Source organism: Sulfitobacter sp. D7 (assembly GCF_003611275.1).
GTDB lineage: Bacteria > Pseudomonadota > Alphaproteobacteria > Rhodobacterales > Rhodobacteraceae > Sulfitobacter > Sulfitobacter profundi.
The window spans coordinates 2,995,261-3,009,150 of sequence record NZ_CP020694.1 but is presented as its reverse complement, the minus strand read 5'-3'; the positions used below and the strand labels follow the sequence as shown (position 1 = coordinate 3,009,150).

Annotated in this window: 11 protein-coding genes; 5 read left to right on the top strand and 6 right to left on the bottom strand. The window is 57.7% G+C overall.

The window, feature by feature from the left end; genetic code table 11:
* Positions 1 to 38: 38 nt before the first annotated feature.
* Positions 39 to 1,367, top strand: coding sequence for a replication-associated recombination protein A (locus tag B5M07_RS14650; RefSeq protein ID WP_093737960.1), 1,329 nt, complete (start codon positions 39 to 41; stop codon positions 1,365 to 1,367).
* Positions 1,368 to 2,121: 754 nt separating this feature from the next.
* Here the strand turns inward: B5M07_RS14650 and B5M07_RS14640 are convergent.
* Positions 2,122 to 3,087 (bottom strand): cation diffusion facilitator family transporter, encoded by a 966-nt coding sequence (locus tag B5M07_RS14640; RefSeq protein ID WP_120351855.1) that lies wholly within the window; start codon positions 3,085 to 3,087, stop codon positions 2,122 to 2,124.
* Positions 3,077 to 3,841, bottom strand: a complete 765-nt coding sequence (locus B5M07_RS14635; RefSeq protein WP_244153561.1) for a transglutaminase-like domain-containing protein — start codon at positions 3,839 to 3,841, stop codon at positions 3,077 to 3,079. Before B5M07_RS14635 ends, B5M07_RS14640 begins: the two co-directional genes overlap by 11 nt.
* Positions 3,842 to 4,635: 794 nt before the next feature.
* On the opposite strand from B5M07_RS14635, the gene B5M07_RS14630 reads away from it, so the two are divergent.
* From B5M07_RS14630 to B5M07_RS14615, 3 genes are all read left to right on the top strand, one after another.
* Entirely contained in the window at positions 4,636 to 5,301 is a 666-nt protein-coding gene (locus B5M07_RS14630) for a L,D-transpeptidase (RefSeq protein ID WP_067264455.1), read from the top strand.
* 507 nt (positions 5,302 to 5,808) lie between these two features.
* Positions 5,809 to 8,193 (top strand): heavy metal translocating P-type ATPase, encoded by a 2,385-nt coding sequence (locus B5M07_RS14620; protein ID WP_441351393.1) that lies wholly within the window; start codon positions 5,809 to 5,811, stop codon positions 8,191 to 8,193.
* A gap of 66 nt (positions 8,194 to 8,259) precedes the next feature.
* Positions 8,260 to 8,769 carry a L,D-transpeptidase family protein gene (locus tag B5M07_RS14615; protein ID WP_120351852.1) on the top strand — a complete coding sequence of 170 codons (510 nt, stop codon included), beginning with the start codon at positions 8,260 to 8,262 and terminating at the stop codon, positions 8,767 to 8,769.
* A 3-nt stretch (positions 8,770 to 8,772) separates the two neighbouring features.
* Here B5M07_RS14615 and phnE read toward each other — a convergent pair whose 3' ends face one another.
* From phnE to B5M07_RS14595, 4 genes are read right to left on the bottom strand one after another with little or no spacing between them, the layout of a single operon-like run.
* On the bottom strand, positions 8,773 to 9,534 hold the full coding sequence (phnE, locus tag B5M07_RS14610; RefSeq protein WP_254693936.1) for a phosphonate ABC transporter, permease protein PhnE: 762 nt from the start codon (positions 9,532 to 9,534) through the stop codon (positions 8,773 to 8,775).
* On the bottom strand, positions 9,531 to 10,307 hold the full coding sequence (locus B5M07_RS14605; RefSeq protein ID WP_254694001.1) for a phosphonate ABC transporter ATP-binding protein: 777 nt from the start codon (positions 10,305 to 10,307) through the stop codon (positions 9,531 to 9,533). The genes phnE and B5M07_RS14605 overlap by 4 nt, the downstream gene beginning before the upstream one ends.
* 2 nt (positions 10,308 to 10,309) lie before the next feature.
* Positions 10,310 to 11,185 carry a phosphate/phosphite/phosphonate ABC transporter substrate-binding protein gene (locus B5M07_RS14600; RefSeq protein ID WP_120351850.1) on the bottom strand — a complete coding sequence of 292 codons (876 nt, stop codon included), beginning with the start codon at positions 11,183 to 11,185 and terminating at the stop codon, positions 10,310 to 10,312.
* Complete coding sequence (locus B5M07_RS14595) at positions 11,185 to 13,065, bottom strand: cytochrome c peroxidase (RefSeq protein ID WP_120351849.1); 1,881 nt, start codon at positions 13,063 to 13,065, stop codon at positions 11,185 to 11,187. The genes B5M07_RS14600 and B5M07_RS14595 overlap by 1 nt, the downstream gene beginning before the upstream one ends.
* A gap of 91 nt (positions 13,066 to 13,156) precedes the next feature.
* Between B5M07_RS14595 and mntR the strand changes: the two genes are divergently transcribed.
* Complete coding sequence (gene mntR, locus B5M07_RS14590) at positions 13,157 to 13,627, top strand: manganese-binding transcriptional regulator MntR (RefSeq protein WP_120351848.1); 471 nt, start codon at positions 13,157 to 13,159, stop codon at positions 13,625 to 13,627.
* Positions 13,628 to 13,890 lie beyond the last annotated feature (263 nt).

Below are 13,890 nucleotides of genomic sequence, written 5' to 3'. Positions count from 1 at the left end.
TGATGTGCCTTTGATTGGGGAAATGAATGGAGCGACGAATGAACCTGTTTGAGCAACAAGACGATGCGACTGAGCCTGAAACAGGAAAGGCTAAGACCCGCCCCTTGGCTGACCTACTGAGGCCTCAAGCCATCGAGGAAGTTATCGGTCAAGACAAGCTACTGGCCGGCGATGGTCCGCTGGGCTCCATGTTGGCAGCAGGGAAAATCTCGTCTCTAATCCTGTGGGGGCCGACCGGCGTCGGGAAGACCACTATTGGCAGGCTGCTGGCTATGAAAACGGATTTTCATTTCGAGCAGATCAGTGCAATATTCAGTGGCGTCGCGGACCTTAAGAGGGCTTTCCAGGCGGCGCGCGGCCGCCACCGCAGGGGGCAGGGAACACTCCTTTTCATTGACGAGATCCACCGTTTCAACAAGACCCAGCTTGACGCCTTGCTGCCAGTGATGGAAGACGGGACGGTTACCGTATGCGGAGCAACGACAGAGAACCCATCATTCTCTGTGAACAGGGCTGTGCTTAGCCGGTGTCAGGTGATGGTCTTGGAGCGCCTTGACGAACGAGCGCTATCCGCCATAATTGCACGCACTGAGAGGGTTCTTGATAGCCCCCTGCCTTTGGACGACGAAGCGAAGGAGCTCCTTTGTGCCATGGCGGATGGTGATGGGCGGGCTCTTCTGAATTTGGTCGAGAGCACGCTCACTTGGCCCCGGGACCATATCTATTCTGCAAAGGAAGTGGCCAATCGCTTGACACAGCGCGCGGCGCAGTATGATCGCGCGTCAGATGGTCACTACTCGATCGCAAGTGCCATCCAGAAATCGATAAGGGGTTCTGACCCCGAGGCCGCAATTTACTGGGTCCATAGAGCGCTTGAGGGCGGCGAAGATCCTCGTTTTATCCTGCGGCGGCTGACAATGATCGCATGGGAGGACGTAGGGTTGGCAGATCCGGAGGCATCCCGTATCTGTCTGAGCGCGTGGGACACTTTCGAAAAGCTTGGCAGTCCCGAAGGCGATCTGGCTGTATCTCAGGCCGCAATTTACTTGGCCTTGGCCCCGAAATCGAATGCCGGCTATTTGGCACACAAAGCCGCGCGCGCTGATGCGAAAATATCCGGTTCCGCACCTCCCCCCATGCACATCGTGAATGCGCCCACAGCAATGATGAAGAATCTTGGATACGGCGAAGGGTATCAATATGATCACGATGCTCCCGACGGTTTCTCTGGTCAGGTTTTCTTTCCTGATGGGATGGCAAGGCCCCAGCATTATCTGCCTGTTGAACGCGGGTTCGAGCGAGAACTATCAAAAAGGGTTCGCTACTTCGAAAAGCTTCGGAAAGTCCGCAACTCCGAAGGCGGGTAAGAACTAGTAGGTGCGCCCCGCCGATCATTTCGCAGCAATGAGGGCCGACCGCTCTCATCATTAAGGGCCGTAGGTTGGCCCTCATTGTTTGTTGCGACCGGGCATTCGCCTGATAGACCTTTTACCTTCCGCGGTAGAAAAGGCGCTGGTACCAAATACTCGCACAGGAGGCTGTATATCTGCATGAATTGCAGGACGGGTTTCAAGCCAAGCGCTTAATCAAAGACTGGGTCGGGTTTTACAACTCCGAGGTGTCACACACGGCTCTCGACAAACAATCCTCTGACGACGCATTCGTTGAAGCAGAGCGGACCCAGAGGGCGGCATGAAACCAACCAAATTACATCTTAGCTGAGCCACAAAGCTGTCCTAAAAAACAGGACCATTTCAGGGGCACGAGAGAGGGGCGATATCGAGGTGAGCTTCACCGATACCTCGGGCTGATGTTCGCAGAAGCGCATCGGTGAAACACATGACGGAGCGAAACTCATCACTGGCAGGGGCGGCGCAGGTGAAAGCGATGCCCGCAGCTTACCCGACGGCCACTTCGGACGTAGGGTCGATTTTCTGACGGGGTGGCGTTCGGTCTTTTAACGCTGTCTGAAAGCAGTTTGTGGGGCCTTATCGTGGAGGCATTTCACTCGCCCCACCGACTTGGCCGGATGGTCCGCCACTCTTCATTCTGGTGCGCATGAGTGCGGCGCATGAGTGCGCTCCATACCGTTTGCTCTGGCAAACGATGCCGGTGACATTGTCACTGTCTTTCAGTATCTTTGTTGTCTTCGTGGTCGGGTTTCTTCTCTACGTCGCCGTGGCCGAAGAGTTGGACGTTCTGGTGCGCGTGGTGGATGTTCTCGAACTCAAAGCTGGAATGCATTATGCTGAACTCCGTACTCAGCCGTTCTTTGATTTCCGCCTTGACCGGTTCGATGCGGCTCCAGCCCGCCTCTGTCAGCACCACGTGACAGTCGAGCGCTGCTTCGTGTTCCTGCATTTGCCAGAGATGAACGTGATGCACGTCCTCGACACCATCCACCTCGGTCATCGCCCGGACCACTGCACGGCTATCCATGTCGGGGGGGCTGCCGAGCATCAACGTACGGATCGGCTTTCCGATTTCGGTCAGGGCGAGGTAGAGAATGTAGAGGGCAATGGCAATCGTGATCGCCGGATCGACCCAAGTCACGTCGTAGAGAATGATCAGCGTCCCCCCGATGATCACCGCTACTGAGGCCAGTGCGTCGGATAGATTGTGTAGGAAGAGCGCGCGGATGTTCACGCTGCCTTTCTGCATCGACCAGGTGAGCCATGCGGTCAAGCTGTCTACCGCGAGCGCCACGCAACCGAGGATAACGACGGTCCAGCCAGCGACCTCCGTTGGCTCGATAAAGCGCATCGCGCCCTCGTAAATCAGATAGACGCCGACAAGGATTAGGGTGGTGTAGTTGATCAGCGCCGCTACGATCTCGATCCGGCCATAGCCGAAGGTCATGCGTTCATCTGCCGGTCGCCGGGCAATCTTGCGCGCGACGAAGGCGATGACTAGCGATGCCATATCAGAGAAATTGTGCAGTGCGTCTGCAATGAGGGCAAGACTGCCAGAAAAGATGCCGCCGACGACCTGCGCAACAGTCAGAAGAGCATTGGCCCAAATGGCGACCGATACCCTCCGGTCCCCGGAAGTCGGGTCCATGTGGGCATTACCGTGATCATGCGGCATAATGCGGCTCCTCTTGATTGTGGGCCGTAATCTCTGGCGAGGGGACCAAGCGGCCCGACCGGAGCGCGGCGACACGTGCGTTCATCCAATGGCGAATTCCGTGTCGGTAGAGCCATCCACGAAGGCGTCCGAATTCCTGCCGATGTTGCCGATAGAATTCATCCGGGGCATCAAATGTTCCGAGGTCGCGCGTGATGCCAGTGCGTTGGATGTAGGTGTCACCACCGCGCCAGTCGACCGGTGGTGCGCCGAGACAATCTGTCCCGATGCCGTAACCGCAGAACTCTTTGCGTCCGGGGAAGTGCGCTTGGAGCCGGGTTAGGTAGTCAGTATCCAGAATAAAGCCTTCGAGGTTCACCCAGGTGCCAATAACGCGAACCTCGACCCATGAATGCAGGATCTCTACCGGCGCAATCGGGTAGACTGCTTCGGGCACGACGCCACGCTGAAGAGCCTTGTGGATGGTGAAGCCATGCAGCCGGCAAGGGAAACCGAGCGCGCGCAGAAGCGCCATCAGCAGCGTGGCCTTAGTATTGCACTGGCCATAGCCGTCCATCAGCACGACTGAGGCCGGAATGTTGTCCGCGCGGTTATAGCCGAAGTGGATCTCATTACGGACGAAATCATATGCTGCGCCGATCCGACCATGTTCGGAAAGCGCCAGCCAGCCACGCTTTTCGATGAGACTACTGATCGGGCCTCGGCAAAAGTCGAGTAATTCTGTCGGCTGAAGCAAAGTTGTGTCGGCATTCATTCCCGTCTCCATCGAATCGTGATGAGACAAGTGTAATTGCTACAGTAGATGTAGCTTCAAGTCGAAAGTTATCCCGTGCGCTGCGCTACTAGGATGATGTTCGCTCCCGCGAGGCACCATCACCAAAAAAGTCGAAATCCATTTTGAACATCCTGGAGGTTGATCCCTAGGTTAATGCGCTACACGAAGCCAACTACAAGTTCGGACCACCTAAGAACTCGAATTCCGTTCAGGGCGGTTAGCTCAGTTCATTTGTGTGGAAAAATCTGCTGCGATGGTGAGGTGCCCACATGCCAATGGATAGCGATGACCGTTTCCTTAACTACATCTTAGCTGGGGGCTGCGGCGTTAGCTGGGGTTTATGGGGCTACTTACATGCCTGTATGCCTGTGAAAACGGATCAGCGCCAATGGCCCGCGTCAGGAAGTGGCTGGCGTTATACATTCATAAAAGCCGGCCTTTGACCCTTGGTCGCAAACCGCCTGCTATTGTCCGTTGGCAGAGAATTGAAACGGTGAACTCGTATCATCAGTTGCTAGAAGTAGCTTTTTTCGTCACAGAAACCGCCCGAGTAGGGGTGTTAACACAAATAAGGGAACGGATTTAGGTTCCAAGAAGCCCGGTTCGATAGAAATATTTCTCTTGAACCTACAGCGGCTTTAGGAGTTAGGACCGCAGGCGAAGAACGGCATTCGAGTCTAACAGGCCATACTGCTTCAGGCTTTCCTTACTGAACGGCAGAGTGGTCTTGTTTAAGCTTAGTTTGCCTACCTAACGTTGAAGGAATAAGAATGATGCTGACAAGACGACATTTTCTCCAGACCAGCGGTGCGCTGTTTTCTACTCCAATCGCTGGCCCGCTACTGGCAGCCACTCGGCCCACCAAGGAGGAGAAGGCCGCCTGGGACGCGCAGGTCACACCTCCCGCTTTTGATCCAACTACGTCAAACCCGTGGGGCCTGCACCCGCGCTTTTTGCCCCAGCGGGTGGACGCTAAGGACGGGCTTGTTCCGGGAGACGTCCACGTCGATGCCGTAGCGCGCTACATCTATCACATCGAAGAAGGGGGAACTGCGATGCGTTACGGTGTGGCGATCGCCCGTGGTAACCTGTACGAGCCCGGCACGTATACGATCCAGCGAAAAGTGGAATGGCCAAACTGGACGCCGACCCAAAACATGATCGCACGCGATCCCGAGCTCTATGGCCCGGTTGCCGACGGTGTTGACCCTGGCCCAGAAAACCCTCTTGGCTCGCGGGCGCTTTACCTTTTTGAAGGCAACCGAGACACCTATCTACGCATTCACGGGACGCCCGAACCAAGAAGCATCGGCGGGCGCGCGAGTTCGGGGTGTGTCCGCATGGTCATGGCACATATCAACCATCTATACCCGAACGTCAAAACTGGTTCGACGGCGTTCCTGTATTCGGCAGAAGAAAGCGTGACCCCGCGAACGTGATCTACGCCCAACCAGTCTGCACTGGTCAATTAGTCACGCCGAGCGCGTGGTGCAGATCGGGTTGCCACCTATTGAGCGGAGCGGCACCAGTGTCGTTTCTACTAGACCGCTGTGCTCATACCAGTAGCATCCATCCTCGGAACGAAGCCGAGCTGTTGTGAGGTCCTGACCAGGTGCAGCTAGGTTAACGATTTGTTCGGGAAGGTTTCCAACCGCGTCTACCGGCGCGCGGGAGTTAGCCATTGGTGCGGCACATCCGCTTGCGAGCAGCAGGGCCGCTCCAATCATCATATGTCGTGTTTGCATTCAGTCCTCTGACCTGTCCTAATTTGGTTTTCACCAACAATCTTGCATACCGGGCACAGGTCCACAAGAACCACCCTGGGGCGGTCGGAGCGCGGCATCTTCAAAAGAGTTCATAAAAAGAAACGCAATTTTTTCTATTGAACCTCTAGTAACTGTAGGGGCTATGTCAGAGTTGAATCAATCTAATCCTAGGGTCAATCTATGTCTATCCATGACCACAAACACAAATCTGACCGCGATCGCGAGCACAGTGATTATCAAGAGCATCCGAAAGGAGTTTCCCACTCTCATGGAGAAGGTGGTACGTGCTGCGGTGCTGGAGCCGACACGGATCCAGCACAACCCATCTCCGCGACCGGACGAAGTTTCCAGGTCTCTGGTCTGGATTGTGCCGAAGAGGTGGCGATCCTGAATAGGGCTGTCGGTCCAACAGTTGGCGGGACAGAGCATCTGGCGTTTGATGTCATTAATGGACGAATGACGATTCTGGATACTGCGGATAAGATTTCAGATGATGAGGTCGCTGAGTTGGTCGCGAGCACGGGCATGAGCGCGAAACCGTGGGATGCCGACAACGCGGCCGAAAATCAGGCAGCGCATTTGGCACGTCAAAAGCGTTTTACCACGCTGAGCGGCGGGTTTTGGGCAGCAGGATTTCTCTACCATATCGTCGAAACGGGCATGGGGGGTGCGCTTGGTCTGTTTGCAGGGCATGGCACGGCGCCGATGCCCATCGCGGAAGCCGGGCTGTTTGCCGTCGCAATCCTTTTTGGCGTCTGGCTCGTTGCACCAAAGGCCTGGTCTTCAGCACGCAGAATTAGCCCTGACATGAATCTATTGATGGTGGTGGCCGTGGCGGGTGCTATCGGGCTGGGCGAATTATTCGAGGCAGCGACAGTTGCGTTTTTCTTTTCACTGTCGCTCTACCTTGAGAGCTGGAGTGTGGGGCGGGCGCGCAATGCGGTGTCGGCCCTTCTGGATTTAGCACCACCGACAGCCAGGATCATCCGGCCGGATGGTAGCGAGGCGAATGTTCCAGCGGCAAAAGTTGCCGTGGACGATCGCTTCATCGTGCGCGGCGGCGACCGCATCCCACTTGATGGCGAGGTCTTAGAGGGGGCCGGGGCTGTCGACCAGGCCCCGATCACTGGCGAAAGCGCACTGGTTCCGAAGGAACTCGGCGACGAGGTTTATGCCGGCACAATCAATGGTGAGGGCACACTGACGGTGCGCGCGACGAAGGCCGCCTCGGACACGGTGCTCGCGAAAATCATTCGCATGGTCGGCGATGCCCATGCCCGTCGCGCCCCGGTCGAGCAATGGGTCGCGAAGTTTGCACGCATCTACACCCCCATAGTGATGGCGCTGGCGGTCGCCCTTGCGCTGGTGCCGCCGCTCCTCCTGGGCGGTGCCTGGGACTATTGGTTCTACAATGCGTTGGTGCTGCTGGTAATCGCCTGCCCCTGTGCCCTTGTCATCTCAACACCAGTTTCGATCGTGGCAGCGCTGACCGCGTCGGCGCGAGCAGGGGTGCTTATCAAGGGGGGCGCTTATGTTGAGGCGCCAGGTCGCAGCACTGCGCTGGCGATGGATAAGACGGGAACGATCACTATGGGCGAACCCGAGGTTGCAGCAGTTCACGCATTGGGCGAAGCCTCCGCGCGCGATCTCATAACGCTGGCAGCGAGTTTGGAAGCACGGTCTTCGCACCCGCTGGCACGGGCCATTCTCGCGCGCGCGCAAACTGATGGTGTTTCCATAACTGCTGCAGAGGATACACGCACCGTGCCTGGACGCGGGCTGGAAGGGCGCGCCGACGGGCGTGTAATCTGGCTCGGCTCGGATCGGTTCGCTGAGGAAAAGGGGTTTGGCAATCACATTCCGACAGATTTGAGAGATCGAATAGAAGGAGCAGGGAGCACCTTAGTTGTAGTGGGTGACGAGACTGCCGTGGTCGGCATACTAGAGCTGCGCGACCGCATCCGCCCTGATGCTAAGGGGGTCGTTGAAAAGTTGCATGCGCAGGGTGTGGAGACGATCGTGATGTTGACGGGCGACAACGAACGCACCGCGCGTGCCGTCGCGGCCGAAGTTGGGATCGACGAAGTGCGCGCCGAACTTTTGCCAGAAGATAAGGTGACGGCCATCGAAGAACTGGTGGAAATCCACGACATGGTGGCGATGATTGGTGACGGCGTGAACGACGCACCGGCCATGGCGCGGGCGCATTATGCCATTGCCATGGGGGCTGTCGGATCTGATGCGGCCATCGAGACGGCCGACATTGCGTTGATGACTGACGATATCGGCAAGGTGCCCTGGCTTATTGGTCATTCACGCCGGACCATGTCGATCATCCACCAGAATATTGGTATATCGTTGGCGACCAAAGCGCTGTTCGTCGGGCTGACCGCGTTCGGCATGGCCTCTATGTGGGGCGCCATCGCTGCGGATGTGGGCGTATCCCTGTTGGTGGTCGCCAATGCACTGCGGCTTTTGAACGGCTATCAGATCAAGGGCGGGCCTTCGGGCGGTGAACCGGTGGGTGAGAATATGGCAAAGGGAGCACTCGCGCACGGTCATTGATCCGGCATTTGCGGTTAAGTAACGCCTAAAACACATCAGACCTCACGAAAGGGGCATCAAGCAGTAATGACTACCAATTTTCCACGACGGGTCTTTATTCTAAGTGGGTTGGCTGCCTTCCTGTCAGGCTGTGCAGATAAGTTCCGGACCTACAACGGACCCAAAGTAACCCGTCTTCGCATGTACAAGGCACAGCGGTTGCTCGTCCTTGACGGGAAGGCTGGCGTTTTGCGTGCATTTCCCATCGGATTGGGCTTCGCGCCCCAGGGTCACAAACAGTTCGAGGGAGACGGCCGTACGCCAGAAGGCACCTACGTGATTGACCGACGCAACCCGGACAGCCTCTTCCACCTCTCCATCGGCATCTCATATCCCAACGCGGCGGATATTGCCTTTGCTGAGTCCCAAGGAAAGTCGCCGGGTGGCGATATTTTTATTCACGGTGGGCCACGCAAGGGGATCGACCCGATGAACAAGCGTGACTGGACCGCAGGATGCATCGCCGTAGCGGACCGTCAGATCGAGGAAATCTACGCAATGGTGAAAAATGGAACACCGATCGACATTTATGCTTGATGGTTAGGTAAATCGACGACGCAGCGTGATGTTGATCGCCTCGATGACGATGACTAGGCCGACGACGGCAATCGTGACGCTGGCCGCCTTGTCATACTGAAAAGAGCGGATGTAGGTCTGGATGTAAAAGCCGATCCCGCCCGCACCGACGATGCCGAGGACCAACGACTCACGCAGGTTCAGTTCGAACCGGAAAATCGTGTCGCGGGCGATGACTGGGGCCATCTGTGGCCAAATCGCATGTCTGAGCCGCACGAGCGGTCCAGCCCCTGCACTTTCAAGTGCTGCGATGGGGGCGCGAGATACGCCGTCGATCGCCTCGGCATAGAATTTAGCGAGCATCCCAGTGGCATGAAAGGCAACTGCGATGATGCCGGGCAGCGGCCCGAGCCCGACCGCGCCCACCATGAGCATGGCCACGAGGATCAGCGGTACCGCCCGGATAAAGGCCAGCAGCGCGCGGACCGGCCCGAACACCGCACGCGAAACCATGGTTTCGGACGCGAGAATAGCCAGAGGGGTCGACAGCAGCACTGCGCCGAGGGAGCCGAGGATTGCTATTCTTAGTGTCTCTGCGCTGCCTTTTTTGATCTCGGTCATCACTGTCGGATCGGGCGGGAACATCCGGCCGATAAAGTCGGTAATCCGTGGACCGGCCGAAGCAAGACGCGACAACTCGACATCGGTTGTGACGAGGGACCATAGGATGGCAATAGCGATCAGCGAACTGGTGACGAAGCCGCCGAAGTCGCGGGGGGGCATCATAACACCGCCCGGGGACCGAGTTCCGGCGTCGGTCCTGACCCCCGATAGAGTTCGGCAGTCGCATCGTCTTTCAACTCGGACGTTGGAACGTTAAACGCGATCCGCCCCTCTCGTATGCCGATGATGCGCCCTGCAAAACGCCGCGCCAGATCGGGTTGGTGCGAGGAGAATAGCGCTGTTGCATCACGCGCTCGCGCCGCCTTGGTCATCAACCCCAGAACCTCTCCAGCGCGGGCGGGGTCGAGGTTGCTCACTGGCTCGTCGGCGAGGATCAGCCGTGGTTCCTGCGCCAGACATCGCGCAATAGCCACGCGCTGTCGCTGTCCTCCACTGAGACTGTCGACACGGCGTTCCGCGAGTTCTGCGATGCCGCAATCGGCGAGTGCTGTGCGGGCAATATCGAGATCGTGAGCCATTGGCGATCCCAGTACTGCTTGGAAAGGTGACATCCGCCCCAGGCGGCCGTTGAGCACGTTGCGTAGTGCCGTGGAGCGTTCTACGAGGGCGAATTCCTGAAACACGAAACCGGTATCAGGACGGCGAGCTCGGGGTGGTGGGCGGTCGGGATTGAGCGGCGCACCCAAGACAGAAACGCGCCCGCGCCATCCCTGAATCCTACCGTCGAGCAGCGCCAGCAACGTCGTTTTGCCCGCCCCGGATGGGCCCAGTAAAGCGACACACTCACCCGCCGGGATCCGAAATGAGACTCGTTCCAACGCTGGTAGCTGTGCGCCCTCATGGACATAACTTAGATCGTCTATTTCGATAGCCATGCTCATCGTAACAGCCCGTATTTCTTTGCCATATCGCGTACGCCTTCATACGCGGTGCCCTCTGCCCTGACGTAGCCATCTGGTCCGTAAAGATAGCTCAATTTGTCGCGGTGCTTCGGTTCGTTGAGCTTCAGCATGACGTCAACAAAACGGGCTTGCAGGGCGGCATCGAGTTCTGGGCGTGCGATCACAAGGTGACTTGGAATCGGCGCGCTTTCTACGAGCCAAGTCACCTCGGCCTGCTGTTGTGGGGTCAGCAACAAATCCGCATACTGACTGGCACCGGCGGCATCGACCAGACCTTCGGCCATAGCCTGCATGGCTTGCTGGTAGCCTCCCGCAAAGAACACGCGGCCGAAGAATTTCTCCGCTGCGCCAGGACCCTCAATTAGCCCGGCCTTAACGAATTCGGAAAGAGGATAAAGATAACCTGATTCAGAGATCGGGTCGGCAAAGGCGATATCGCGCCCGCGCAGGTCTGCCAGCGTTTCGATACCGCCGTTGCGGCGGACAAAAATGCGTCCTGTGTAACTTGACGCGCCCCGGTAGACCTCAGACAAGAGAGGTACCGCGCCAATTTCCGCCTCCGCCAGAACGAAAGGCAATGCGCCCATGAAGGAGACGTCTGCATCTCCGTTGCGAAGTGCCTCGACAGCCGCAGCATGGTCGATGGTGACGAAGCCTTCCACGGGAACGCCAAGCTGTTCGGATAGCCATCTTGTGATGGCCTCAATGTCGCCTAATAGCTTGTCGGGATTCTCCTGCGGAATGAAAGCAAGCCGCAAGGGAGTGTCTTGTGCGATCAGCGGGGAGGCCAGCGAGATCGCGCCTGCACTGGCCAAGGCCAGCATATTTCTGCGGGTTAGGTGGAATTCCATCAGAATGCCCTCTCTTCGATCGCGTCGGCTTCGGTCTTGAACGCGGTCCAACTTGCTTCGGCGGCCCCCCAGTCGTCGTCACGGACTGCATCGCCGACTGCGGCAAGACGCTCGGCCAAGGCATAGACTTCGGGCCGTGCGGTCAGGTTCGACATGGTGCTCGCGTCTGCGGCGAGGTCCGCAGCGACAGTATCGGTCAGCAGCAGGATGTGCTCTGCGTCACGTCGGGGCAGAAGCGTGTCGAGCGTCGATGCAAATGTCGCCAATTCGGCAAATGTCAGGCGAAAGGCGGTGTTCTCTGCGTCGAACTTCTCGTAAGGCTCGTCTGCCGACCCTACAGTCTCCAGATACGCGGTCAGTTCAGTCCGTTCCGTCTCTGATAGCCCGAGCGATTTCGTCTCATCGAACCACTCAACAACGGCGGCCAACGTCGACAGCGAACCGTCGTGAAAATAGGGGGCGGTATATGCGGTTCCCAGCAAGGACGGCGTATCCAGCGCGCCTGCGCGCGCGCCACTATATGCCGGCGAGACCGATCCAATGTCATGGGCTTGCCGATCGAGGAAATTTGCGTCAGGCACGTGGCAACTAGCGCAGGAGCGATCGCCTAGCCCAGCGAAAGGCCGATTAAAAATAGCCTCGCCTCGGTGCGCCGCGTCCGGGTTTGCCTCGGACAGCGTACCATCCGCATTCAGCTTAGAGTTTGGTAGGAAGTCGAACTCGAGCATGTATCCTACCAGCGCGTCGAGCATTAAGGGCGTCGGCTCCGCGCCGCCAAATTCATTGACGATCACGTTCCGGCTGAAGTCGCGCAGAGAGGCAAAGCGCCCATCGCGACCATAAGGCCCGGTGAAGCGCAGCCCGCGCAGGCTCGGAATGTCGATCGGGTCGTCGCGCCGGTCGTTGAAGATAGGATTAAAGAACGCGCCATCGACGTCGATGGCACCGGGTTGGTGGCTGGCGCCCGGGATGAAGAGGCGCTGGTTCACATCCGAGCGATTGTGACAGGTCGAACAGGCGATCCCGAGGTTTCGCGCAGGATTTCCGAATATCTGCGGGCTGTCGAAAAGCATGTCGCCATAAGCCACCAAGGGCAGATCGGTCTCGTCAATACCTTGTTCCTCGAAGTTGAGGACAAGCAATGGCAGCGGGTCCTGATCGAAGATGTCGGAGCCAGGCGGCAAGCTTGGCGGCACCTCGATAGTGCGTCGGCTGAACACAGCGGTTTCGGGCAGGGCACTCAGTGTCTGACGGGGAGCATAGTTGGCTAAGAGGTAATTTTCCGCGAGATAGCTGGAAATGACTGCGCGCGCGGCCTCCAGCGTGTCGCGATCCGCGGAAAAGGCGCCAGCGCCGAGAAGACCAGCGGACCCCGTGCTGCTGTTAAGTTCCAGCCAAGCGAGGCCGATACGTCTTGCTGCTTCGGGGTCGGCTGCCGCGATACCATCCTCAAATGCACGGTAGAGCTCGCCTGCCGTTCGCAGAGCCTGGCGCGCCTTTGCAGGTTCTTCGGCTGCGAGAGTCCGGTCCAATTCCTCTTCGATCCTAAGCGCTACAAGACGAGTGGCCTCTGTGAAAACTGCTTGCCGGTCTTCACGTGCCATGGCGTCAAGGATACCATCCGGCTTGATACCGCTTTTGCGGTCCACCCACTCCAACGCGCCGGTCGAGAATTCCGAACCCCGGTGAGGTTCTGTCCAAGCGGTCTCGATGTCGTCCCAAGGCACTGGCGCGAGATTCCCAAGAAAAAGTGTCAGCCGATAGGCTGCCGCCTCAGGAAGCCACGGAGCCTCTTTGACAGGCGTCGCTCCCCCGGGTCCGGACAGCAGGACCGCGCTTGCAGCGGTTAGCAGCAGCCTCGAAAGATTTTTTATCACCATAGCCTCCGGCGCTAAAACTTAGACTCGTCTAACTTAGGTATTCTAGGCTAATTAGATTGTCAATTTTAGTTATTCGTTGCAATGTCCGGACATGACGAAGCTACAATCATACGAACGCGAGGCGTTCGAGACTGTCGAGAGAGCTCCCGAAGCGCAGGCTAAGGGTTTCGCGACTGTGCGCCGAGCACATGAAAGCGAAATGGCGGAGGATTATGTGGAGCTGATCGCAGAGTTGATCGAGTTGCGGGGGGAGGCTAGGCCAGTCGAAATCGCTGAGCGGCTTGGCGTGAAATCTCCAACAGTGACCAAGAACATCTCACGGCTCAAGGCTGCTGGTTTGGTGCGGCGGGAGCGTTACCGCGCAATATTTTTAACCGATGCGGGTCGAGAATTGGCCGACGCCTGCCGCCGCCGCCATAGAGTCGTTGTCGCGTTTCTTCTCAGCCTGGGAATCGACGAAGAGACTGCGGAACGCGATGCGGAGGGGATCGAGCATCACGTCAGTACGACCACGCTCGAGGCCTTCGAGCACGCTCTCCAGAAGTTTCAGAGCGGCAAGTAGCGCAGCATCGAGTTCTCTCGAAATTCAGCAAGGCGAGACTCAGGGGGCTGCAGCGTCAGCAGTCATACGTTGGCGGGGGTAGCATTTGTGTCAATGCTCAACTCTAGTCTAACCCATCGCGTCCTCTGAGTTTGGCCAGCGCGAGATAGTGCGCCCAATATTCCTACCTGCGCCGACCATGCAACGAAAATGTCGGTCGCGTGAAAAGAGGTAGGCGCAACCCTTGAGTGGACGCCTGTATACTTGACAAACCCGAGGCGTGA